General features: G+C 69.6%; 19 protein-coding genes. 11 read left to right on the top strand and 8 right to left on the bottom strand.

Features of this window, described 5'->3' with window-relative positions; translation table 11 throughout:
- Positions 1–561: 561 nt before the first annotated feature.
- The 4 genes from BL254_RS13005 (at position 562) to BL254_RS12990 (ending at position 5,792) form a co-directional block, all read left to right on the top strand.
- On the top strand, positions 562–1,773 hold the full coding sequence (locus BL254_RS13005) for an acetyl-CoA C-acetyltransferase (protein WP_076843435.1): 1,212 nt from the start codon (positions 562–564) through the stop codon (positions 1,771–1,773).
- A 65-nt stretch (positions 1,774–1,838) separates the two neighbouring features.
- Positions 1,839–4,004 (top strand): 3-hydroxyacyl-CoA dehydrogenase NAD-binding domain-containing protein, encoded by a 2,166-nt coding sequence (locus BL254_RS13000; protein WP_047224001.1) that lies wholly within the window; start codon positions 1,839–1,841, stop codon positions 4,002–4,004.
- A 155-nt stretch (positions 4,005–4,159) separates the two neighbouring features.
- On the top strand, positions 4,160–5,023 hold the full coding sequence (locus tag BL254_RS12995) for an SDR family NAD(P)-dependent oxidoreductase (protein ID WP_047224002.1): 864 nt from the start codon (positions 4,160–4,162) through the stop codon (positions 5,021–5,023).
- Positions 5,024–5,204: 181 nt separating this feature from the next.
- Positions 5,205–5,792 (top strand): trans-aconitate 2-methyltransferase, encoded by a 588-nt coding sequence (locus BL254_RS12990; RefSeq protein ID WP_047224003.1) that lies wholly within the window; start codon positions 5,205–5,207, stop codon positions 5,790–5,792.
- A gap of 30 nt (positions 5,793–5,822) precedes the next feature.
- On the opposite strand, the gene BL254_RS12985 is transcribed toward BL254_RS12990, so the two are convergent.
- A complete protein-coding gene (locus tag BL254_RS12985) occupies positions 5,823–6,125 on the bottom strand; it encodes a DUF1905 domain-containing protein (RefSeq protein ID WP_047224004.1) in 303 nt (100 codons plus the stop codon).
- 167 nt (positions 6,126–6,292) lie between these two features.
- Here BL254_RS12985 and fxlM point away from each other — a divergent pair, with 167 nt between their 5' ends.
- Both fxlM and BL254_RS12975 read left to right on the top strand, forming a co-directional pair.
- The gene (gene fxlM / locus BL254_RS12980) at positions 6,293–7,555 is read left to right on the top strand and encodes a methyltransferase, FxLD system (RefSeq protein ID WP_254858083.1); all 1,263 of its coding nucleotides are present in this window, start codon (positions 6,293–6,295) and stop codon (positions 7,553–7,555) included.
- Positions 7,556–7,890: 335 nt separating this feature from the next.
- Positions 7,891–8,265, top strand: coding sequence for a hypothetical protein (locus BL254_RS12975; RefSeq protein ID WP_076843434.1), 375 nt, complete (start codon positions 7,891–7,893; stop codon positions 8,263–8,265).
- A 107-nt stretch (positions 8,266–8,372) separates the two neighbouring features.
- Here BL254_RS12975 and BL254_RS12970 read toward each other — a convergent pair whose 3' ends face one another.
- The 5 genes from BL254_RS12970 to BL254_RS12950 form a co-directional block, all read right to left on the bottom strand.
- Positions 8,373–9,521, bottom strand: a complete 1,149-nt coding sequence (locus BL254_RS12970; RefSeq protein WP_175648369.1) for a TIGR03857 family LLM class F420-dependent oxidoreductase — start codon at positions 9,519–9,521, stop codon at positions 8,373–8,375.
- Complete coding sequence (locus BL254_RS25995; protein WP_076843433.1) at positions 9,518–10,048, bottom strand: hypothetical protein; 531 nt, start codon at positions 10,046–10,048, stop codon at positions 9,518–9,520. The genes BL254_RS12970 and BL254_RS25995 overlap by 4 nt, the downstream gene beginning before the upstream one ends.
- A gap of 3 nt (positions 10,049–10,051) precedes the next feature.
- Positions 10,052–11,257 (bottom strand): phosphotransferase family protein, encoded by a 1,206-nt coding sequence (locus tag BL254_RS12960; RefSeq protein WP_076843432.1) that lies wholly within the window; start codon positions 11,255–11,257, stop codon positions 10,052–10,054.
- 128 nt (positions 11,258–11,385) lie between these two features.
- Complete coding sequence (locus BL254_RS12955) at positions 11,386–14,073, bottom strand: AAA family ATPase (RefSeq protein ID WP_254858081.1); 2,688 nt, start codon at positions 14,071–14,073, stop codon at positions 11,386–11,388.
- 370 nt (positions 14,074–14,443) lie between these two features.
- Complete coding sequence (locus tag BL254_RS12950; protein WP_254858079.1) at positions 14,444–17,062, bottom strand: AAA family ATPase; 2,619 nt, start codon at positions 17,060–17,062, stop codon at positions 14,444–14,446.
- Between the two features lie 109 nt (positions 17,063–17,171).
- Here BL254_RS12950 and BL254_RS12945 point away from each other — a divergent pair, with 109 nt between their 5' ends.
- The 5 genes from BL254_RS12945 to BL254_RS12925 all read left to right on the top strand — a co-directional run bounded on the left by BL254_RS12945 (position 17,172) and on the right by BL254_RS12925 (position 20,583).
- Positions 17,172–18,317, top strand: a complete 1,146-nt coding sequence (locus BL254_RS12945) for an LLM class flavin-dependent oxidoreductase (protein ID WP_157180541.1) — start codon at positions 17,172–17,174, stop codon at positions 18,315–18,317.
- Positions 18,318–18,614: 297 nt separating this feature from the next.
- Positions 18,615–18,893, top strand: coding sequence for a hypothetical protein (locus BL254_RS12940; RefSeq protein WP_139342289.1), 279 nt, complete (start codon positions 18,615–18,617; stop codon positions 18,891–18,893).
- A gap of 244 nt (positions 18,894–19,137) precedes the next feature.
- Positions 19,138–19,512, top strand: a complete 375-nt coding sequence (locus BL254_RS12935; protein WP_047224005.1) for a hypothetical protein — start codon at positions 19,138–19,140, stop codon at positions 19,510–19,512.
- A 319-nt stretch (positions 19,513–19,831) separates the two neighbouring features.
- Positions 19,832–20,050, top strand: coding sequence for a hypothetical protein (locus BL254_RS12930; protein ID WP_047225335.1), 219 nt, complete (start codon positions 19,832–19,834; stop codon positions 20,048–20,050).
- Entirely contained in the window at positions 20,047–20,583 is a 537-nt protein-coding gene (locus tag BL254_RS12925) for a thioesterase family protein (protein WP_083731059.1), read from the top strand. The genes BL254_RS12930 and BL254_RS12925 overlap by 4 nt, the downstream gene beginning before the upstream one ends.
- A gap of 400 nt (positions 20,584–20,983) precedes the next feature.
- On the opposite strand, the gene prpB is transcribed toward BL254_RS12925, so the two are convergent.
- Entirely contained in the window at positions 20,984–21,877 is an 894-nt protein-coding gene (gene prpB / locus BL254_RS12920; RefSeq protein ID WP_076843427.1) for a methylisocitrate lyase, read from the bottom strand.
- A 40-nt stretch (positions 21,878–21,917) separates the two neighbouring features.
- A partial coding sequence (locus tag BL254_RS12915; RefSeq protein ID WP_076843426.1) for an MmgE/PrpD family protein occupies positions 21,918–23,278 on the bottom strand: 1,361 nt, incomplete at its 5' end.

Here is a 23,278-nt window from a genome sequence, read left to right as displayed (position 1 = left end):
CGCCTCCCTGGCCGACACACCCAGACGGACACGGCCCGGCTGGCGCACTCCGGCTGGCACAGCCTGACTGGCACACTCCGGCTGGCACAGCCTGGACTGGCACAGCCGGCTGACTTGTTTCCCTGGCTGATCTGTCTCCACTGTCCACCCTGCCGCCCGTGGGCGGTATGCCCGCGTGCCCGGAACCGACCGGCTGCGCCGCCCGCCTCGACGCTCCGCCATGGGCGGGGGATGCGTCACCGCGCCCGCCTCCGGGGCCGGGTTCGGGGCCGAAGGCGGGCGGCGCGGCCGGGATCGCGGAGCCACCGCGTTCGGATGGACGTGTTCTCTTGACCGACCGCGACAGTCAGGGTTGACTGCCGATTGACAGTCAGAGTTGACTGCCGAACAGGTCGGTCCTGACCCTGTGTCCCATGGTCGACGACTCGGGCGCGCCAAAGGCGGAATCGGAGCCTGGCGTGTCCGTCCGCGCCGTCCGCGCTGTTCGAGGCGTTCGAAGCGATGTCCCTGGCAGGCCCGTCAGGAACCTGWCAGATCGTCAGGCAGGAAGGAAGCGTCACCGTGAGTACCGAGGCTTTCGTCTACGACGCGATCCGTACCCCGCGCGGCCGCGGCAAGAAGACCGGCTCGCTGCACGGGGTGAAGCCGGTCTCCCTGGTTGTGGGGCTGATCGACGAGATCCGCAAGCGTAACCCGACCCTCGACGTCGACCGGATCTCCGACGTGGTGCTCGGTGTCGTCAGCCCGGTCGGTGACCAGGGCTCGGACATCGCCCGCACGGCGGCGCTGGTCGCCGGCCTGCCGGACACGGTCGGCGGACTGCAGCTCAACCGGTTCTGCGCCTCCGGCCTGGAGGCGGTCAACACCGCCGCGCAGAAGGTGCGCTCAGGGTGGGACGAGATCGTCCTCGCCGGCGGGGTCGAGTCGATGTCCCGGGTGCCGCYGGGCGCCGACGGTGGCGCGTGGGCGAGCGACCCGGCGACGAACTACCAGACGATGTTCGTGCCGCAGGGTGTCAGCGCGGACCTGCTCGCCACGATCGAGGGCTTCTCCCGCACGGACGTCGACACCTATGCGGTGCGCTCGCAGCAGCGCGCCGCCCACGCGTGGAAGAACGGCTACTTCGCCAACTCCGTGATCCCGGTGTACGACCACGGCCTGCTCGTGCTCGACCACGACGAGCATCTACGCCCGGAGTCGACCGTCGACAGCCTGGCCGCGCTGCCGCCGTCGTTCGCGGCGGTCGGCGAGCAGGGCGGGTTCGACGCGGTGGCGCTGCAGAAGTACCACTGGGTGGAGAAGATCGACCATGTGCACACCGCGGCGAACTCGTCGGGCATCGTGGACGGCGCCGCGCTGGTCCTTCTCGGCAGTGAGCGGGCGGGCGTCGAGCTCGGGCTGGCCCCGCGAGCGCGGGTAGTGGCCACGGCGACCTCCGGCGCGGACGCCACGATCATGCTCACCGGACCGACTCCGGCGACGCGCAAGCTGTTCGCGCACACCGGGCTCGGCGTCGACGACATCGACCTGTTCGAGATCAACGAGGCGTTCGCGTCCGTCGTCCTGAGGTACCAGCGGGACATCGGCATCCCGGACGAGAAGCTCAACGTCAACGGCGGCGCGATCGCGATGGGGCACCCGCTCGGCGCCACCGGGGCGATGCTCGTCGGCACGGTGATCGACGAGCTGGAGCGGCGCGGCGGACGGCGGGCCGTGGTAACGCTGTGCATCGGCGCTGGGATGGGCGTCGCGACGCTGGTCGAGCTGGTCTGACGCCCGGCTCCGCCACTGACATCCCGCCACCCACGCGCTCACGACCTGGAGACGAGAGACCACCGATGACCGAGCTGACCACCATCCGCTGGGAACAGGATGCCGACGGCATCGTCGTGCTGACGCTGGACGACCCGGACCAGTCCGCCAACACCATGAACGCCGCCTACATCGCCTCGATGGGCGCGGTGGTCGAGCGGCTGGAACGGGAGAAGGACACCGTCACCGGTGTCGTGCTGACGTCGGGGAAGAAGACCTTCTTCGCCGGCGGCGACCTGCGTGATCTGATCAGGACGGGCCCCGACGACCGGCAGGCCGTCTTCGACAGCCTCACCGTCGTCAAGGACCAGCTGCGCCGGCTGGAGACGTTCGGCCGCCCGGTCGTCGCGGCGATCAACGGCTCGGCGCTCGGCGGCGGCCTGGAGATCACGCTCGCCGCCCATCACCGGATCGTCGCCGACACCCGCGGCCTGCAGCTCGGCCTGCCGGAGGTCACCCTCGGCCTGCTGCCGGCCGCCGGCGGCATCGTGCGCACCGTGCGCCTGCTCGGCGTCGTCGACTCGCTGCTGAACGTCCTGCTGCAGGGGCAGCGACACACCCCGGCCAGGGCGCGGGAGCTCGGCCTGGTGCACGAGCTGGTCGGTTCGGTCGACGAGCTGCTGCCGGCCGCCAAGGCATGGATCAAAGCCAACCCGGACGCGACGGCGCCCTGGGACACCAAGGGGTACAAGATACCGGGCGGCTCGCCGTCCACCCCGGCGTTCGCCGCCACCCTCCCGGCACTGCCAGCGAACCTGCGCAAGCAGCTCAGGGGCGCGAACCTGCCGGCGCCACCGGCCATCCTCGCCGCCGCGGTCGAGGGCGCCCAGGTCGACATCAACACGGCTTCCGTGATCGAGTCACGCTATTTCGTCGACCTCGTCACCGGTCAGGTCGCGAAGAACCTGATCCAGGCGTTCTTCTTCGACACCCAGCACATCAAATCCGGCGCCGCCCGGCCGGCCGGGCACCCGACGTTCCGGGCGAGCAGGGTGGCGGTGCTCGGCGCGGGGATGATGGGCGCGGCGATCGCCTACGTCTACGCGCAGGCGGGCGCCGACGTCGTCCTCAAGGACGTCACCCATGAGGCGGCCATACGGGGCAAGGGGTACTCGGAGAACCTCGTCGCCAAGGCGGTGGGGCGTGGCCGCACGACCCGGCAGGCCGGCGACGCGCTGCTCGCCCGGATCACCCCGACCGCGGACGTGGCCGACCTCGCCGGCGCCGACCTCGTCATCGAGGCGGTGTTCGAAAGCCCCGAGCTCAAGCAGAAGGTCTTCCAGGAGATCCAGGACGTCGTCGCTCCGGACGCGCTGCTGGGCTCCAACACCTCCACACTGCCGATCACGACACTCGCCCAGAGCGTGCGGCGGCCGGAGGACTTCATCGGCCTGCACTTCTTCTCACCCGTCGACAAGATGCCCCTGGTGGAGATCATCGTCGGTGCGAAGACGAGCGACGCCGCGCTCGCCCGCGCGTTCGACATCGTCCAGCAGATCCGCAAGACGCCGATCGTCGTCAACGACAGCCGCGGCTTCTTCACCAGCCGGGTCATCGGCACGTTCCTCAACGAGGCCGTCGAGATGGTCGGCGAGGGGCTGCACCCCGCGTCCGTCGAGCAGGCCGGCGCACAGGCCGGCTACCCGGCCCCACCGCTGCAACTGCTCGACGAGCTCACCCTCACCCTGCCGCGCAGGATCCGCCAGGAGACGAAGGCCGCGGTACAGGCCGCCGGCGGCGTGTGGCGGGAGCGCGGGTACGAGACGGTCGTCGACCGGCTGATCGACGAGTTCGGCCGGCCGGGGCGCTCCGGCGGCGCCGGGTTCTACGAGTACGTGGACGGGCGGCGGACCGGCCTGTGGAAGGGCCTCCACGAGCACTTCACCAAGGACGGCCACGAGATCCCCTTCGAGGACTTCAAGGAGCGTCTCCTCTTCGCCGAGGCACTGGAGAGCGTCCGCTGCCTCGACGAGGGCGTGCTGCGCTCCGTGCCGGAGGCGAACATCGGCTCGATCCTGGGGATCGGGTTCCCAGCGTGGACCGGCGGTGTCATCCAGTACATCAACGGCTACCCGGGTGGGCTGCCGGGGTTCGTCACCCGCGCACATGAGCTCGCCGAACGCTACGGCGAGCACTTCACCCCGCCCGCGTCCCTGGTGGCCAGGGCCGAACGCGGCGAGACATACACCTGATCACGAAGCGTGGCCGCTGGTCATCAACGGCCACCGGGTCCAGACGATCTATGGTGACACGACCGAAGTCATGAAAGAACTCATCGGCTGTGACATCGTCAAGGGCTGACGGGCTGTCACACCACCGGCGGGAGCGCGGGTCTGGAGGGGCTCTCATGTCAGGTGTCGAAGGGCGTGCCATCGTCATCACCGGAGCGGGCGGAGGGCTCGGGCGCGAGTACGCGCTCCTGCTCGCCCGCGAGGGCGCGAGGGTCGTCGTCAACGACCTCGGCGGTGCGCGTGACGGTTCGGGCGGCGGCTCGGCGATGGCCGACGGCGTGGTGGCGGAGATCCGCGCGGCCGGCGGAGAGGCGGTCGCCAGCTACGACAGCGTCGCGACACAGGTGGGAGCCGAGGCGATCGTGCGCACGGCCGTCGAGACGTTCGGAGCGGTGCACGGCATCGTCAGCAACGCGGGAATCCTGCGTGACAGTAGCTTCGCCAGGACAACGCCCGAAGACTGGGACGCGGTGATCAAGGTCCATCTCTACGGCGGGTTCCACGTGATCCGCGCGGCGTGGCCGTACTTCCGCGAGCAGAATTTCGGTCGCGTCGTCGTGGCGACGTCGACGAGCGGGCTCTACGGGAACTTCGGCCAGGCGAACTATGCCGCCGCGAAACTCGGCCTCGTCGGCCTTGTCAACACCCTGGCAATCGAGGGGGAACGCTACGGCATCCGAGCGAACGCCGTCGCTCCACTGGCCGCGACCCGCATGACCGCGGACATCGCTCCCCCGGAAGTTCTCGACACGCTCCCGGCTGCCCAGGTCGCGCCGGTGGTGGGCCACCTGCTGACCGAAGAGCTCACCGACTCCGGTGCGGTGTTCGTCGTCGGCGGCGGTCTCGTGCGGCGCGTGGCGCTGTTCCAGAACTCCGGAGTGCGTTTCGACGAGCCGCCCACAATGGAGATCGTCGCCAAACGCTGGGCCGAGATCACCGATCTCTCGCACGTAGCCCGTGGCGTGAATCCCCTCGGCTGAACGGGGGCTGTTTGCTGGCGGAGTGTTGGCGGGGCCCGTCCGGCCAGACGTGATCGCAGATGATCCGTCCACAGGTGATCCGTCCACTGGTGAAGAGGGCCACGCATCGTGTCCCAGTGTCCGCACTCGCCAGCGGAAAAACCGGTGTCGCTTTCCACCGGCATCCCGTAGAAGAAGACGGATGGAGCAGTTCCACTTCGACCCGCAGACCTACCTGGCCATGGTCCTCGCCGAGGTGCCCTGCTACGAGCGACTCCAGGACGAGGTGGCGGCGGCAACGGCCGGCATGCGCGCGATCTGGGTGCTCGATCTCGGGGCGGGCACCGGCGAGACCAGCCGACGCGTGCTCGCCGCCCATCCCACCGCCGCCCTCGTGGCACTCGACGAAAGCCCTGCGATGCTCGACCGCGCCCGGCCCCGTCTCCCCCACGCGGACCTTCGCGTCGGCAGACTCGAAGACCCGCTACCGGCCGGACCGTTCAACCTGGTGATCTCCGCGCTGGCCGTGCACCACCTGGACGCGGCGGGCAAGGCGGACCTGTTCCGCCGGGTCGCCGCCGCCCTGACGCCGGGCGGCCGGTTCGTGCTCGCGGACGTGATCCTGCCCGACGACCCCCAGGACGCCGTCACCCCCGTCAACAGCGCCCACGACAGGCCCAGCCGGCTATCCGACCAGCTCACATGGCTCCACCAGGCCGGCCTCGCAACCACCGTCACCTGGCAGCACCACGACCTCGCCGTCCTCACAGCCGACCGACCCCACCGCTGACGCACGCCGGTGGTGGCCGGCTGCCGGTCGTCAGAAGTCGAGGAGCTCGACGGTCACGGTCGCGATGTCACCCGCGGCCAGGGCTTCGGCCTTGCGGACGGCGCGCTTGACAGGCAGCGCATAGCTGCCACGAGTGCGGTCAGGGAAGATCGAGGTCGTCCATGTGCTGCCACCGACCGTGACCCGCACCCGCAGCGACCCGAAGCCACGACGCAGCCCGCCAGCCAGGTCACGGATCTCCTCGGACACCTCGACGGGCAGGCTGACGAACGTCCATCTGTCGGCGCGCCGGGCATCCCACACCCACAGCTCACCATCGAAAACGACGACCATAAATGACGACCATAAATTCAGTGTCACCCGCAGGGCCGAGTAGGGAATGACATGTACGGTCACACTGGGTCATCCTTGTTACGTCGGTAGCCTCCCGCTTCCTGGGCGCGCCGCGCCGTCGCCGACAGGCCAGGGCAAGCCGCGTCCCGCCACACCAGGAGTGATCATTGGCTACGCAACCGCTGCCGGAGGAGGAGCCCACCGCCGCATCCTCGGACCCTGCCGTGTTGCTGGCCGAGATGGCGAAGAAGGTCATCACCAGCCTTGCCGAGCTGGACATGCCGGTGTCGGCCGAGGTGCGGGCGGCGCTGCGGGTGGTGCCTCGTCACCTGTTCCTGCCCGGAGTGCCGCTGGAACGGGCCTACACGCTGGACGCGATCGTCCTGAAACGGGACGAGACCGGCGTATCGATCAGTTCCGTGTCCGCCCCGACCGTGATCGCGGCGATGCTCGACCAGCTTCAGGTGAAACCCGGCCATCGGATACTCGAGATCGGCTCTGGCGGCTACAACGCGTCCCTGCTCCAGGAGCTGGTCGGCGACACCGGCCAGGTCGTCTCGGTCGACATCGATCCGGACGTCGTCGCCCGCGCCCGCCAGAGCCTGACCGCCGCGGGCTATCCGGACGTGACCGTGCGGTGCGCGGACGGGGAGTTCGGCGTCACCGACCTCGCACCGTTCGACCGGATCATCGTCRCGGTCGGCGCCTGGGATCTCCCTCCGGCGTGGAGCGAGCAGCTCGCCGAGGGCGGCCGCCTCGTCGTCCCGCTGCGGATGCGTGGACTGACCCGGTCGATCGTGTTCGAGCGGGAGAACGGCCACCTGGCGGACCGGGGCTACGAGCTGTGCGGCTTCGTGCCCATGCAGGGCATCGGAGAACGCCGGGAACGGCTGGTTTCGCTGCACGGCGAGGACATACGCCTGCGTCTCGACGACGACCAGCAGGCCGACGCCGACGGGCTACGGGCCGCCCTGACCACACCACGAGCAGAGGCATGGTCCGGGACGACGGTCGGCAAGAACACGAGGTTCGACGGCCTGCACCTGTGGCTGTCCATGGCCCTGCCGGACTTCGGCCTGCTGGCCGCGACGAAAGAAGCCAGGAAACGTGGCCTGGTCGCCCACTCCTGGGGTCTCGGTATCCCGACAGCCCTCGACGGTGCCAGCTTCGCCTACCTGACCTTCCGCGCCACCAGCACGGCACGCGAGCGGTTCGAGTTCGGCGCCTACGGACACGGCCCCGACGCCGAGAGGATCGCACAGCGGATGGTCAGCCACGTCCGGTCCTGGGACGGTACCAGCCTGAACGCCCGCATCACCGCCTACCCCGCGGRCACCCCCGACGAACAGCTACCCGCCGGCGCCCTCGTCCTCAACAAGCGACGCGCCCGAATCACGATCTCCTGGCCTGACCGCGTCGATACCAGATGACCAGAGCGAACGAGCTGGCCCACCGGCTACGCACCCTGCGCGGGCAGGACATCAGCACACTCTGAACCCATCATCCGGCAGATCAATAGCCGCTCGTCCGYGAGCTGGCAGCCAAGGAATGCTGGCAGCGCGTGCACGCCTGCCGCAGCAACACCATGTTGTCGCGGCGACACAATGGCGCCGTGTGTCAGCTGTCGCAACGGCAGGGCAGCCCGGACAACAAGGACACCGCGAAGAAACTACGCCCGCGGGGAGACCTTGATTGGTCCGATGAGAACGCTATTGTCCGGATTTATCATTTGATCATCTTTGACGGACAGTAAGGATCGCCGCCGATGGCTCTCCGCGACAAGCTCACCGAGCGCGCCCAGCCCTACCTCGCCCCCGGCGAGAAGGTGCAACACGTCTTTCTGGCGCAGACCGGGCCGACACCGTACTTCTTCCTCCTCACCACACTGATCATCTTCTGGATCGACTACAGAATCGTGATCGTCACCGACCAGAGCATTCTGGTGCTCAGGGCCGGCAAGCTCGTCCCGAGCAAGCCGAAGGGAGACACCCCGCTCGCGCGGCTGCCGCGACAGACCGTGCTGGGACCGCTCAGCGGCCTGTGGGGAAAGACGGAGGCGACCGGCGAAAAGCTGAACGTCCACAAGCGGTTCCACAAGGACATCRCCGCCGCGGACGCCGCGATCGGGTCGGCGTCGTAACACCGGCGCCGACAGTCGGCAGACGGGAGCGTGGAGGGGCTGTCGCCGACCAGAAGTGACAAAGTGAGGTAACCGTGCCGGCGCTCCGGCAGAACGAACAAGTTCTGTTACGGAGTCCCGGATACGGACGTCTCGTGCCACGCCCGCACGAGCCCCTCAAGCTGCTTCGGTCCGCTGCCGTGCAGCACGATGTGGTCCACCCCGGCGTCGAGATACTCCCGCAGACGCACCGCGCAGTGCGCGGCGGACCCAACGACACACCCGGTCTCCACCCACTCCCGCGGCAGCTGCGTACCGAGCTCCAGCAGTTCGCTCCGGTGGAATTTCTGATCGGCCGTGCCGCCGCCATCCAGCTTCTCCTGCCGCAGCAAACGGCGCAACGGCTCGGGATCCCACCCGTTCTCACGCATGATGAGTTCGCCGACCCCGCCGAAGTCCAGGTGAGTAATCATCCGTGCGTTGACGACTGCCAGCTCTTCCTCCGGCGACAGATCGGGAGCGGTGATGACGATCGCGTAGAGCTTCAGTGACCGCGGGTCGCGCCCGATCCGCTCACACGCCTCGTCCAGGCGCCGTGACACAGCGGYGACGGCCTCGACTGTCAGCTCCGAGCCAAGGAAGACACCGTCGAACAACCGGGCCGCGAGCGCCGTCGCCTTCGGCAGGGGGGACCACGCGCTCAGGAGGAGCCGCGGCCGGGGTGCCGTCGGTGGATCAACCATGCGCAGGTTCGGGAACCGTCCCAGCGGACCGTCGTAGTCGATGGTCTCGCCGTCCCACAGGCGCAGCAGGATCGACGCGTAGTCCTCGAACGCGGCCATTTTCGGAACAGGCATGCCATGGTCGCCGAGGACCGATCCGAGGCCGCGGGCAAGCCCGAGCAGCAGCCGGTCACCGAACGTCTCCTGCATCGTGGAACCCGCGGCGGCGGTCATCAGCGGATGTCTGCTCCCCGCGGCGATCGAGCCCATGCCCAGGCGGATCCGCTGCGTGCTCGCGGCGACCGCGCCGCAGAGCACTCCGAGTTCCTTCATGTCCAGCCGCTCGGCGATCCACGCCGAGGTGAGGCCGAGGCGCTCCGCGTCGATCGCCTCCGTGATCGCCCGGGCCGGGTCCTTCACCCGGCCCGGTAGCAGGTAGATCCCGAGCTCGTCGATCGGCTCCGGTAAGCCGCCGCCCGCCGTGCCGTGCTCCGGGGTGATCTCGCCGCTCCTTGTCTTCTCTCGCGCGATCCTCTCTCGCGTGTGCCCGCTCACTCCGCGTCCCGCACCGGCGTCGTGGCGTTCCCGGTCAGCACGGAGCGGATGTCGCCGGGGACCTCGCTCGGAAACCCGGTCATCCGGAACCACGCCTGCTCGCGCGCGCTCTGGCGGGCGGCGACGCCCACCAGCAGCTCGCGAGCCGCGGCGCGGTCCTCAGCGCTGCCGTCGGCGGCGATCGCCGTGACACGGGCGTCGACCGCCACCTTCAGCGCCCGGGCCTCCGCCCGCAGGAGCGCGAGGTCGGGGATCGCCGAGGGGTCGGGGGCCGGGACGGCGTRCGCGTCGGTGGTGGGGACGGACGACAGGGCCGAGAGACGGTCGAGCAGTTCGCGGTACTCATCGCGTTCGGTCGCCTCGTAGAGGGTCTCGGACTCCTGGACGTCGAGCACCCACTCCAGGGTCGCCAGGACAAGACCGGCCTGCTCCTGGACGAAACTGTCGTCGGCGGRCAGCGCCGGAACAATCGACTTGACCATGGCCGAACGGATGCCCCGTAACTGCTGTGAGATGGTAGGGACCATGGTTCAGGCTCCTTCGAGAACACGGTTGAGCTCGGCCATGGACGACGCACCGAGGCCGCTGAGGAAATTCATCATCACGTCGAGGTGCGTCATGCGGTCCTCGGTGATCCGGATACCTGATGCGCTGGTGGCTACCACCACCCAGTACATGTTCAGCACGGTGTAGTAGCGCAGCCGTTCCGGATCCACGGAGAGGCCCGAGATGCGTTCGTACTCCGCGATAAAGGTCTCCGTGTCGACAAGGCCGCTACAGAGAAAACGGCCTTCGTCATCCAGGTGGCCCCAGYCGCCGAGCATCGCGTACGCCAAGTCGTGGTGCCGATCGCCGAGGTGGCTGAGTTCCCAGTCGAGGATCGCCGTGATCTCGCCCGTGTCCTCGTCGAACAGGAAGTTCCCGTTGCGGTAGTCGCCGTGCACAATCGAGATCCGGTCGATCGGCGGGCGGTTGTCMCACAACCACTGGCGGGTCAGTGTGACCGTCGGGTGCGGCTCGAAGGAGTCCTCCTCCCACACCCTGTCCCACATCCCGAGCCGCCAGTCGACCCCCTGCGTCGTGCCGGCCGCCGGCACCCCGAATGCGTCCAGAGCGACGGTCGACGGATCCAGGGCGTGCAGCGTGGCCAGGTGGGCGACGAACTGGGGGGCGAGCTTGGCCCGCAGCTTCGGCCCGTAGACCGTGYCGAGCCCGGACGCCCTGTGCTCACCCTTTGTCGGCGCGGCGACACCACGGGCGAAGCCGCAGACCATCGCGGGCTCGCCCAGCTCGGCGTGGTCCTGGGTCACCCAGTAGGCGCGCGGCACGGGCAGGACGCCCTCCAAAGCCCGCAGGAGCTGGAACTCGCGAACGCGGTGCGTCTCCACGACGGACGCAGGCGGGTTCATCCGCAGCACCATCCGGTCGCGGCGCGGTTCGCCGTTCTCCGTCCACTCGAGGTCGAAGCCGAACTGCTCCTTCGACGCGCCGCCCGGCAGTCGGGCAAGRCCGCTGATGGTGAAGGGGCCGTCCAGCCGGTGGGCAAGAAAGGCGTGGAGGCGCTCGCTGATGTCCTCCACGCTGCGGGCGGTGTGCACGTCGTGCCCCCGACGTCGCAGCTTCGTGCTGAGGACCTCATCGACGGCCGGTTCGACGGGATGACGTCGACGCAGCTCCTCGATGCGCCGCTCCACACCCTCCGAAGCGCTTGTGAGCGCGTGTTCCGTGGTGACCATGGCCGGGAAGCTAACACCGGCCATTTCGGACGCAACAGAGTAGGAACATACTCTGTCTGGGCGCAGACGAGCAGGCGTCCACGAACGAACGCGGGACGATGCGCGCGGCGTGTTGCCCGTCGGCGCGGTCAGCGGAGAAAGCGCGCCAGGTCGGTCCGCCGGGACACGCCGARCTTGTGGTATATGCGCTGCAGACGGTTGCCGACAGTCCGCACGGACAGCTGCAACTCGGCCGCGATGTCGCGGTCGGTGTGTCCCRCCGCGGCCAGCAGCGCGGTCTCACGCTCGGCGTCGGTCAGCTGCACCCGCGACTCGATCGGCGCGAGTGCCGGGGTGACGGCGCCCTTGCAGCGCGCCGCGAGCGCTGCCGCTCGGTGCAGCCCGGCATCCGCGCGGTGGACGTCGCCTGCCCGGCGCCAGGCGACCGCAGCGTCGGCGGCGGCCTCGGCGGCCAGCAGCTCGGCGTCGAGGTGTTCAAAGGTCGTGGCGACCGCGTCGAGCGCGCGTGGATCATCCTCGGCGAGGGCGACGACGTGCGCGGCCCGCGCCGCGACAAGGTCGCCTTCCAGCTCTCGGGCGAGAGCAACAAGGTGGTCCACGACCCGGCGCGGCGTCCCGAGCCTGCCGATGTCGTGGAGCGCGGCTGCTGCGCCGGTACGGTCGCCGATCTGCTCGCCCACCTGGGTCGCGCGGGCGAGCAGATCGCGGCCCTGAGTGATCCGCCCCTCGGCCACGGCCGTCCACGCTTGGGCCGCGAGGTGGTCGGTCCAGCTCCACCGTGGCTGCTCGATCCCGAGGGCGTCGATGGCCGCGAGGGAGCGCCGCGCCGCGGCGGCGTCACCCGCGAGCGCCTGTGCCTGGGCCAGGAGTGAGAGCAGCGTGTGCTGGACCCCCAGCCGCCCGAGCCGATGCAGCAGGGTTGCCGCCTCCCGGGCGTCGCGGGTCGCGGTCCGGACGTTGCCGCGATCGCGGACGGTACGCGACAAGTTCCAGAGGAACCAGGCCCGCGCCTCGCTACTGCCCTCGTCAAGGCCGCGTTGGTGCTGCTCGCGAGCCAGCCGCTCGGCATCCACGAACCGGCCCGCCTGCACGAGGAGCTCGCAGCGGCCATGGAGGTTGAACCACGGGTACCAGTCGTCAGGTTCCGTCAGGGTGACACCGGCCGCATACGCACGGTCCGCCAGGTCCAGACCCTCGCGTAATCGGCCGAGGCGCCCGAGGCTGAACGCGCCCACGACGCCCATCCACACGAGCGACCGTCCCCGCGCCTCGGCCAGCAGCGGCTCCAGGACGCGCACCGCGGCCCGTGGACCCTCACTCCCCAGCACCAGCCCTGCGCGGTGACTCGAGACCTCCGTCCGCAGGCCGACGTCGGCGATGGTGGCCTCCGCATCCTCGGCGATGCGCAGTCCGTCCTGCATCCGGCCGAGCGAGAGCCACAGGACGTCGATCCGGGCGATCGCCGCGCGCGCACGCTCCTCGTCGTTCGCCACGCAGCCTGCGAGCTCCGCGAGATCCTGCTCGGCCGCCTCCCCCCGTCCCTGCAGGGCGGCCGTCTGGGCCGCGAGCAACCGGCCGTCGAAGCCGGTCCCCGCCTCGACGGCGGCACGTGCCAGACGCTCGGCGAGCGGGAAGTCGTAGTGCCACCGAGCCGCGCGCGCGGCCTCGAGTAGCACATCGGGTTGTCCACCGCCGCCATCGAGGCGCCAGAGCCCGATCCGCAGGAGGTCGTCGCGTCGGCGGCAGCCGGTCCGCTCGACGATGGTGGCAAGGGCGCGGGCCATCGCGCCGACCCGCACGGCCGATGTCTGCGCACGCAGCACGTCTGCGTAGATGGGATGGCCAAGACGAATCTGCAGACGGCGGCTGTCGAACGCGCTGACAAGCAGACCCTCTCGCTCCAGCTTCTCGACCAGGCGCTCGTCGCCCAGCGCGTCGAGCTCCGCGCCCCCGAGAGGTTCGCCGTAGGCCGTCAGCTCCAGCAGCGCTCGAGCATCGGGGGAGAGCCCGGCCAGGCGGGCGCCAACGAACTCGACGATCCGGTCCGAGGGCGCCGGCGCTCCGGTCATCCGCCACACCCCACCGTGGCGGACCAGGGTGCCGTCCGCCAGCGCGCCGCGCACGAGCTCCCGGAGAAACAGCACGTTGCCCTGGCAACGAGCGGTCAGCTCGGCGACGGTGGCACGGTCGACCTGATCCCCCAGGACCACTGTCAACAGGTCGTCGATGACGCTGTCGGCCAGATCGCTCAGGCGGAGCCGGATCGCAAGGTCGTCCTTCCACAGCGAGGTCACCGCCGCGGGCGTCGGCTCTTCCGCCCGGACCGTGGCAACCACCAGCACGGCGTCCGCCGACACGAGCTGCTGGATCAGGCCCGCCGACGCCTCGTCGAGCAACTGCGCGTCGTCGACGAACAGCAGCAGGCGGCCCACGCCGCCATGGTTGACGAGGGCGTACGCCGTCCGCCGCAGCAGTCCCTCGAACGAGTCCGCCGGCCCGAGCCCGTCCCTTGGCTCGGGCACGGCCAACAGGGGTGCGAAGGCCCCGAACGGAGCCCGCGCCACGGAGCGCGTCGCCGTCACCCAGCGCGCCTCGTGGCCGGCCGCAGCGGCGATCAGCATTGCCTCGCGGGCCAGGCGAGTCTTACCGACGCCGGCGGGGCCGACGATGATGACGCTGTGCGGGGCCGCACCGGTGAGGGCGTGGGTCAGCGCGTCGAGTTCGGTGTCCCGGCCGATCAGGGGCCAGGCGGCCGGGGGCAGATCGGYCGGCGCGGGCGATAATCGGTCGGCGACCGCCCGCTGTTCACGATGCATCGGATCCATCCCCTGCCTCGTTGCGTGAGACTCCTCCGGCGACGATGTTCTCACGTCCGCCCGCGGGATCCTGGAATCCTGTCCGTGCCCGGATCTCGTCCGTAGGCCCTGACCAGGGCTTCTGCGCTACGTGTCAGCGCAAAGGCGATCCGGTCACCCCGGCATCGTCCTACGGTGGCACCACCGCCTGATCACACGGAAACGGACCTACCTGCACCGGGCTGAACGACCATCGGTCCGCGCAGAGATCGCGACCTTCACCGCACGGCTCACGGCTCACGGCTCACGGCTCACGGCTCACGGCTCACGGCTCACGGCCGAGAACATGACATGAGGGCACAGGTGGATCCAGAGTGAGGCTTCGCTGGTCCTACCGCATCAGAGCGGCCAGCTCCGCCCGTCGTGAGATGCCAAGTTTCCGGAAGATGCGTTGGAGCCGGWTGTCGACGGTCCGGGCGGAGATGCGAAGCTGCTCAGCGATCTCCTTGCTGGTGAGCCCGTTCGCGGCGAGGAGAGCGGTCTCGCGCTCGGCTGGGGTGAGCTGTGAACGTACGCTGATCGGGGCCAGGGCAGGAGTTCTCGCTCCCTCGCAGCGGCTCAGCCGGATCGCTGCGCGGTGCAGCTCGGCGTCGGCCTTCCTGGGCTTGCCGAGCCTGCGCCACGCCACGGCGGCGTCGGCCGCGGCCTCGGCGGCGAGCAGGAACACACCCATGGCCTCGAACCTGTCCGAGACCTCGGCAAGCCCTGGTGGGTCTGCCTCGGCCAGGGCGAGGACGTGCGCGACGCGCGCGCCCGTGAGTTCGCCCTCCACGGTGGCAGCCACAGCAACGAGCCGGTCGACGACGGCATGGGGCGCACCGATGCGTGCGATGTCGTGCAGGGCGGCGCAGGCTCCGGTGCGGTCGCCGACACRTTCGCCGGCTTCCGCGGCACGTTCGAACGTCTCTCTCGCGACGGACAGCCGGCCCTCGGCGACGGCGGTCCAGGCATGCGCGCTGATGAACTCCGTCCAGCTCCAGCGGGGTTGCTGGACACCCAGCTCGTCGATTCTCGCCAGGGTCGCGCGTGCGCCCTGATGATCCCCGGACAGTGCCTGGGACTGGGCGAGCAGGGAGAGGAGACTGTGCTGGAAACCCAGGCGCCCGAGTCGGCGGAGCAGCACGATGGCTTCCCGGGCGTCGCGGCCCGCCGACTGCACGTTGCCCGTGTCCCTGGCGGTGCGGCACATGTGCCACAGGAACCACGCGCGCGCTTCGCTGCTGCCCTCCTCCAGCCCGCGCTGATGCTCCTGCCTGGCGAGCGCCTCGGCCTCGGTGAAGCGGCCCGCGTGCGCGAGGGCTTCGCAACGGGCGTAGAGGTTGAACCAGGGGTACCAGTCGTCCGGTTCGCTCAGCACGATGYCGGCGTCGTAGCCGCGGTCGGCCGCGTCGAGGGCCTCTTCGATGCGGCCCAGCCGCCCGAGGCCATAGGACGCCACGAGGCCCAACCAGACCAGTGACGGCCCTTTGGCGGCGGCGAGCATGGGTACCGCCACCTCAGCGGCCGCACCCGGCCCCTGGCTGCCAAGGAGCAGACCRGCGCGTCGGGCCGACACCTCGTCTCGCAGGGACTGTTCGGTGATCGAGGCTTCGGCCAGTTGGGCCACGCGAAGGCCATCGTCCATGCGACCGAGGTAGAACCACAGACAGTCGATGTGGGCGATGGCAAGTCGCACCCGATCGCGGTCGTCGCGGGTCTGACAGGTGAGGCTGGCGAGCTCCCGCTCCGCGTCGAGGGGCCGGCCCTGCAGCGCCAGCGTCTGTCCCGCGAGAAGCCAGGCGTCGAACCCCGCTCCGGCATGCCCAGCGGCGCGCGCCAGTCTCTCCGCCAGGGCGAAGTCATAGTGCCATCGTGCGTCGCGGGCGGCGCGCAGCATCAGCGCGGGCTGACCGCCGCCGCCATCAAGGCGCCAGATACCCATCCGCAGTGCATCGCCCTTGCGACGGGCACCGGTGCGCTCGACGCTGTCTGCCAGCGCCCGGCTCATCGCCGACACCCGCACCGCGGACGTGCGCGCTCGCAGGACCTCCCCGTAGAGCGGGTGGGCGAGCCGCACCTGCAGGCGTTGACCTTCGAACCCGCTGGCCAGCAGGCCCTGTCGCTGCAGCGCGTCGATCAGCTCGGGGTCGGCGAGCTCCGCCACCTCGGCGCCGCCGAGGGGCTCCGCGTAGGCGGCCAGTTCGAGCAGGGCGATCGACGCGTCGTCGAGGCCACGCAGCCGTGTGTCGACCAGTTCCATGATGCGCCCGGAGGGGGCCAGCGGGGCCTTCAGGCGCCACACCCCGACGTCCCTGACCAGGGTGCGGTCCGCCAGTGCGCCCAGGGTCAGCTCGCGCAGATACAGCACGTTGCCGCCGGAGCGCGCGGCGAGCTCGACGACGGCAGCGCGGTCGACCTGGTGGCCGAGCACCGCGGTGAGCAACGCGTCGATGGCTCTGGTGTCCAGTCGCGAGAGCTCCAACCGGAGCGCGAGGTCGTCCTTCCACAGCGCCGTGACCGCTTCCGGGGCCGCTTCGCCGGCACGCACGGTGAGCACGACGAGAACCGAGTGGTTCGCGACAAGCTGGTGCAACAGACCCGCCGAGGCTTCGTCGAGCATGTGCGCGTCGTCGACGAACAGCGCCACACCCCGCCCGCGGGCGCGGCTGACCAGGGCTCGGGCCGAACGTTCGAGCAGGTCGTGCACCGTGCCAGCGGGTTCCCTGTCCAGGGCCGGCAGAAGGGGTACGAACACCCCGAGGGGTGTCCGGGCGATCGAGTGCGACGCGGTCACCCAGACGCTGGAAAGCCCGGCCCTGCTCGCAAGCAGCCGGGCCTCGCGAGCCAGGCGGGTCTTGCCGACTCCCGCTGGCCCCACGAGCATCACGCTGCGGGGGGAATGAGACGTCAGGGACGACCGGACGAGGTCGAGCTCCGCGGCCCGCCCGGTCAACGGCCAGGGTAACTCCATGACGGCGTCGTACTGCATGCACAGCGAGAGTAGCGGATTACTCTTGCCCGCCCCAGACCCTGACGATGGACTCATGGGCGTTGCCCCTGGAATGACGAAGGAGACAACGGTGTCGAACGTCCAGACCGCGGTGTGGTTCCCGGGAGTCCGCGGGGTRCCCGCCAAGAGCATCATCCCCTACGCCCAGCGTCTCGAGCAGGCCGGAGTTGACCAGGTCTTCACGTGGGACTTCCTGACCGGGATCCTTCCACGGGTGGCCTGGGGGGAGAGTTTCTCCCCCGTGGCCAATGTCCTGCCCGACGGCGACAGCTTCTACGACCCGTTCACCCTGCTCGGCCTGGCGGGCGGCGCCACCGAGAGCCTCGGGCTCTCGGTGTCAGCGACGAACGGCATCCGCAACGGACCGGCGGAGATAATGCGCATGGCGATGACGATCGCGGACGCGTCCCAGGGCAACTCGGTCGTGTGCGTCGGCGTGGGAGAGAAGCAGAACACGGTCCCCTTCGGCTACAGCCGCAAGGAGGGCCTCGCTCGCCTGGAGGACCACTTCCGGCTCTACCAGCTGTTATGGGAGAAGACCGAACCCTTCAGCTTCGAGGGCAACTTCTGGCACTTCAGGAACGCCTATATCGGCGGGGCCCGCACCCACAGGCCCAGGATGCTCGTCGCCGGCGCCGGCCCCAGGGCGCTGGACATCGCCGCGCGCTACGCCGACGGCTGGCTCACGGTCGTGCCCGCGGCGTTCGCGCACATCGAGCACTACGCACAGACCGTCAGGGACATGAAGGTCGCGCTGGAGAAGTACGGCCGGGACCCCGACGATTTCATCTTCGCCATCGAGGCCATCGCGCTGATCCACGAGGACCGGGCCGCGATCGACAAGGCGATCGACCACAGCGAGTTCGTCACGTCCTTTGCATCGATCTACGGCCGCATGGCGCACGCTGAATGGGAGCTGGAGCCAGATGTGGAGCTGGCGCGTCCACGCGACTACAACTACACGCTGCACCTGCTGCCCAACGAGGTGACCAGGGAGGAGAACGACGCCGTCATGGCCAGGGTCTCCCGCGCCATGAAGAGCAGGAGTTTCGTCCACGGCAACGCCCGCCAGGTCGCCGACCACTGGCTCACCTACATCAATGCCGGGGCCACCTGGGTCGGGTTCCTCGACTTCGCGCCGTTCGTCTTCGGCCTTGACGAGGCCGGCGCCTGCCTCGAGCGCAACATCGACGTCTGYACCCTGCTGAAAGCATGACTGCTTCACGTTCTTCATGCCCGCCATGCTGTTCGCCGCCACCGCGTTCCAGCCCGAACGCCCGATCGAGATCACACATACCCTCGACGACATGAGCTGGATTGTCCTGATCATAACGTGGCCTCCGTTCATGGCCCAGAACTTCTCGTTCTCGTTCGGTATCCTCACCGACCAGCGCCAGGTACCTGTTTTTCCTCGGTGGCTGGCCTACGTGAACATCTGGGCGCCGACATCCTTCGTTCCGCCGTTCTGCTGCCCTTTTTCAGGACGGGTCCGCTGGCATGGAACGGGATCATCGTGTTCCGGCTCGCCGCGTTCGTGTTCATCGCCCAGTTCATCGTCAAGTCGACGCGCYGGGCAGCCCATATCCACAGCTCGCCATCGAAAACGACGGCCATGAAGACGACCATAGATGTCGGTACCGCCCCCGGGGTCGAGTGCCACGCCTTCTCTGGCCGGCCCGCTGCGCGCTCGCCGATGATCGTGCCGTCAGGGCGGATCGGTCAGGTCCATCACCTCACCGAACGCGAGCCGCGTCCGAGCGGCCGCGACAGCTCGAGCTCGACGGCGAGGTAGCGGCTGTCCGACCGGGCGACCACGACACGACCGACCCGCCATCCGGATCACCGGGAGTCCGAGGATCTCGCCGCGGCGACACGATGGCGGCTGTGTGTCAGCTGTCGCAACGGCAGGGCGCCCGGACAACAAGGTCGCTTCGAAAGAACTACGCCCGCGGGGAGACCTTGATTGGTCCGATGAGAACGCTACTGTCCGGATTTATCATTTGATCATCTTTGACGGACAGTAAGGATCGCCGCCGATGGCTCTCCGCGACAAGCTCACCGAGCGCGCCCAGCCCTACCTCGCCCCCGGCGAGAAGGTGCAACACGTCTTTCTGGCGCAGACCGGGCCGACACCGTACTTCTTCCTCCTCACCACACTGATCATCTTCTGGATCGACTACAGAATCGTGATCGTCACCGACCAGAGCATTCTGGTGCTCAGGGCCGGCAAGCTCGTCCCGAGCAAGCCGAAGGGAGACACCCCGCTCGCGCGGCTGCCGCGACAGACCGTGCTGGGACCGCTCAGCGGCCTGTGGGGAAAGACGGAGGCGACCGGCGAAAAGCTGAACGTCCACAAGCGGTTCCACAAGGACATCGCCGCCGCGGACGCCGCGATCGGGTCGGCGTCGTAACACCGGCGCCGGCATCGGGCTGGCGGCGGGCCTGCGACGGGAGCCGGCCCRCCGCCAGCCCGTGATCGTGGACGAGGCGCCGGTGGCCAGCCCGCCAGCGATCGGACCGACCATTGGCATGGTTTGCACAGACAAACGTATGATTACCAACCGACCGATCCACCGCCAGACGGCCTGCTGCCGGCACACCCGTCCGACCCGCCGGCCCAGGACAGGAGGAGCCCTTGTCACCCGTCACGTTCACCGAGAAGCGGGAAGCCTGCCGCACGCCGCTCGACAACCACGCCCCTTCGGCGGCGCAGGCATCCATGAGCAAGCGGTGACCGTCGAGGGCGGCGAAGAACGCCGTCGAGGTGACGATACGGATTCGCACCACCCCGAACATGCGGCCGAGCTCCCGCCGCGGCAACGCTGTCACGACGTGGTGGCCCATGTGGCGGCCCATGTGGCGGCCTACCTGATCACCGGCGGTGCCGTGAAAATCCAGTGGACGTTCGTCGCCCAGGAGGCATGCCAGCACGGCAGGAGCGCGTGGTGACACTCCAACCGGCCGCCCAACCGGCCGCGCACACGACTCCGCTGCCGACGTTCGCCCAGGTCCTCGAACTGCCCGCGTTGATCGAAACCACGGTCCAACCCGAGTACATCGACTTCTACGGGCACATGAACGTCCGCTTCTACCTCATACTCGGCGCCGAGGCCGTGGGACTGCATGCCGAGCGGATCGGCATCGACAGCGCCTACCACGAACAGCGGCGGATGGGCGTCTTCACCGCCGAGCACCATCTGCGTTATTTCAGCGAACTCAGCCTCGGCGACAAGCTGTCGGTGYACAGCCGGTTCCTGGACAGGTCCCGGCGGGCCGGGCACATCATGTCGTTCCTCCTCGACCGCGAGCGCGACCGGCTGGCGTACACGCTGGAGCTGATCGTCGTGCACATGGACACGACGACCCGTCGCCCCGTCGACATGCCCGATGACATAGCCCGGGGTTTCGACGAGCAGATCGCGCTCAGCCGTGCGCTGAACTGGCCAGCACCAACCTGCGGCGTAATGGGAATACGCCGCTGACGCCTCCGGGAGCAGTGACGCCAGCGCCGCCGCCACGCACGCGGGTCCCGCGCCGCCGCCGGGAAACCCACCTTGTCCCGGCCATGGTTCACCCGGCGGGTGTGGACGCACCCCCGCCGGAATGAACAACCGCGCCGGGCCGTGCGGGCAAACTGAACGCACGTCTTCCGGAGCAGGAGCGGGATTCGTGAAGCTTCGCGGCGCGCCAAGCTCCCACCGATGAACGGATCATCAATGGGGGCTGCCCGCGACCGGGAGAATCGAGTGACGGGGCGAGGACCAGGCCAGTCGACGCAGCGTGAGGACGACCGCCGACAGCTGGTGGTGCGGACTGCCGGCCGAGTCGTTACTGGCTGTGGTCGACAGCCGGTCGTGGCCTTACCTCACCGGAGCCGGATACTCAGATCCGGAAGTTGAAGATGTTCGTGTCGAAGGTGTTGTAACCGGGGTAGTCGAGCAGTTCGTAGAGGCGTGCACGCGTCTGCATCCGGTCGACGAGGCCGGCCTGGGTGCCGTCGGCGCGAATGCGGCGCAGCCCGTCCTCGACGGCGCCCATCGCCAGACGCAGGAGGGTGACGGGATAGATGACCACGCTCACACCGGCGGATTCCAGCGTGTCGGTGGTGAGGAGTTCGCTTTTGCCGAACTCGGTCATGTTCGCCAGGATCGGCACGTCGACGGCCCTGCGCACGGTCTCGAACTCCCCGGCGTCGGCCATCGCCTCCGGGAAGATCATGTCGGCTCCGGCGTCGGCGTAGGCGCGGGCCCGGTCCGCGGCGCCGCTCAGGCCCTCGACGGCTCGGGCGTCGGTGCGCGCGCAGATGAGGAAGTTCTCGTCGCGGCGGGCGGTGACCGCGGCACGGATACGGCGGACCATCTCCTCGACGGGGACGACGGTCTTGCCGTCGAGGTGGCCGCAGCGTTTGGGGTTGACCTGGTCCTCGATGTGGCAGCCGGCCAGGCCCGCGTCCTCGAGGATCTGGATGGTGCGGGCGACGTTCATGGGCTCGCCGAAACCGGTGTCGGCGTCGACCAGGGCGGGCAGGTCGCTGACCCGGGCAATCTGCCCGGCCCGGCCGGCGATCTCGGTGAGGGTGGTCAGCCCGATGTCGGGCAGGGCCAGGTCCGCGGAGAGCACCGCGCCGGAGACGTAGATCCCGTCGAAGCCGAGTTCGGTGATGAGGACGGCGGACAGGGGGTTGAACGCCCCGGGGAAGCGCAGCAGCCGGCCGGAGCACAGGGCGGCGCGCAGCGCGGCGCGGCGGACGTGGGCAGGTGTTCTCGCGTGCAGCATCGGTCGGTACTCCCCCTGAAGGTCGCTGATTCCCCCTGGGTCAGAAGATTCCCTCGGTCCCGCCGGGGGTCAGGGGCGGGGACGGGGTGAGGGTGAGTCCGGCGAGCTCGTCGGGTGTCAGGTCGGGCAGCCGGATGGCGGTGTCGAGGAAGYGGTCCTGCTCGGCGGTGGGGATCACGCCCTCGGCGAGCCGGCGGAACTTGGCGATGTACTCCGCCCGCCCGAACGGCCGGGCGCCGAGCGGGTGGGCGTCGGCAACGGCGATCTCGTCGGTGAGCGTGGCGCCGTCGTCGAACTCGACGACGACCCGTCCTCCGAAGGCCTTTTCCTTCGGGTCGGTGGAGTGGTAACGCCGCGTCCACTCCCCGTCCTCGACCGTACTGATCTTCTGCCAGAGGGCGACGGTGTCGGGGCGGGCGGCCCGCTCGGGGGTGTAGGAGCGCTCGTGGTGCCAGTCACCGTCCTGCAGGGCGACCGCGAAGATGTAGGGGACGGAGTGGTCGAGGGTCTCCCTGGTGGCCGTCGGGTCGTACTTCTCCGGGTCGCCGGCGCCGGAGCCGATCACGTGGTGGGTGTGGTGGCTGGTGTGGATGACGATCGAGCGGACCCGGGAGAGGTCGCCGACGCGCGGGCCGAGGCGGCGGGCGAGGTCGATCAGGGCCTGGCTCTGGTACTCGGCGGAGTGCTCCTTGGTGTAGGTGTCGAGGATGGCCCGCCTGGGCTCCCCGGCCGCGGGCAGCGACACCACGTAGCGGGCGTCGGGCCCGTCGAGCAGGTGGGCGATGAACCCGTCCTCGCCCTCGTAGGCAGGGGACGGGGCGCCCTCACCGCGCATGGCGCGATCGACGGCTTCCACTGCTGTCTTGCCGGCGAAGGCGGGAGCGTAGGCCTTCCAGCTGGAGATCGTGCCCTTGCGGGACTGACGGGTGGTCGTGGTGGTGTGCAGGGCCTGCTGGACGGCCTGGTAGACGGTCTCGGTGGGCAGGTCGAGCAGGGTGCCGATCCCGGCGGCGGCGGACGGGCCGAGGTGTGCGATGTGGTCGATCCTGTGGGCGTGCAGGCAGATCCCGGCCACCAGCGCCACCTGGATCTCGTAGCCGGTGGCGACGCCGCGCACCAGGTCCCGGCCGCCGAGCCCGAGATGCTGCGCCACGGCCAGGATCGGGGGGATGTTGTCGCCCGGGTGGGAGTAGTCGGCGGCCAGGTAGGTGTCGTGGAAGTCCAGGTCTCGCACGGCCACACCGTTCGCCCATGCCGCCCACTCCGGGGAGACGCGGGTGTCCGGCGGCAGGCCGAAGACCGTCCCCCCGGCCCGTCCGGGCGCGGGGGCGTGCCGCAGCGCCTGCTCGCGGGCGGCGGTCACCGGCCGGCGGCCCAGCGAGGCCGCCGCCACCCCGGCGT

The sequence above is a fragment of the Protofrankia sp. BMG5.30 genome (genome assembly GCF_001983005.1).
GTDB lineage: Bacteria > Actinomycetota > Actinomycetes > Frankiales > Frankiaceae > Protofrankia > Protofrankia coriariae.
The sequence above is the reverse complement of the archived record's forward strand: the minus strand, read 5'-3'. Positions and strand labels throughout refer to the sequence as shown.

What these genes read in the sequence shown, in the direction of transcription:
- prpB (WP_076843427.1), bottom strand. Translation starts at nt 21,877, where the DNA reads ATGCTGCACGCGAGAACACCTGCCCACGTCCGCCGCGCCGCGCTGCGC.
- BL254_RS12995 (WP_047224002.1), top strand. Translation starts at nt 4,160, where the DNA reads ATGTCAGGTGTCGAAGGGCGTGCCATCGTCATCACCGGAGCGGGCGGA.
- BL254_RS13000 (WP_047224001.1), top strand. Translation starts at nt 1,839, where the DNA reads ATGACCGAGCTGACCACCATCCGCTGGGAACAGGATGCCGACGGCATC.
- BL254_RS12990 (WP_047224003.1), top strand. Translation starts at nt 5,205, where the DNA reads ATGGAGCAGTTCCACTTCGACCCGCAGACCTACCTGGCCATGGTCCTC.
- BL254_RS12985 (WP_047224004.1), bottom strand. Translation starts at nt 6,125, where the DNA reads ATGGTCGTCGTTTTCGATGGTGAGCTGTGGGTGTGGGATGCCCGGCGC.
- BL254_RS12935 (WP_047224005.1), top strand. Translation starts at nt 19,138, where the DNA reads ATGGCTCTCCGCGACAAGCTCACCGAGCGCGCCCAGCCCTACCTCGCC.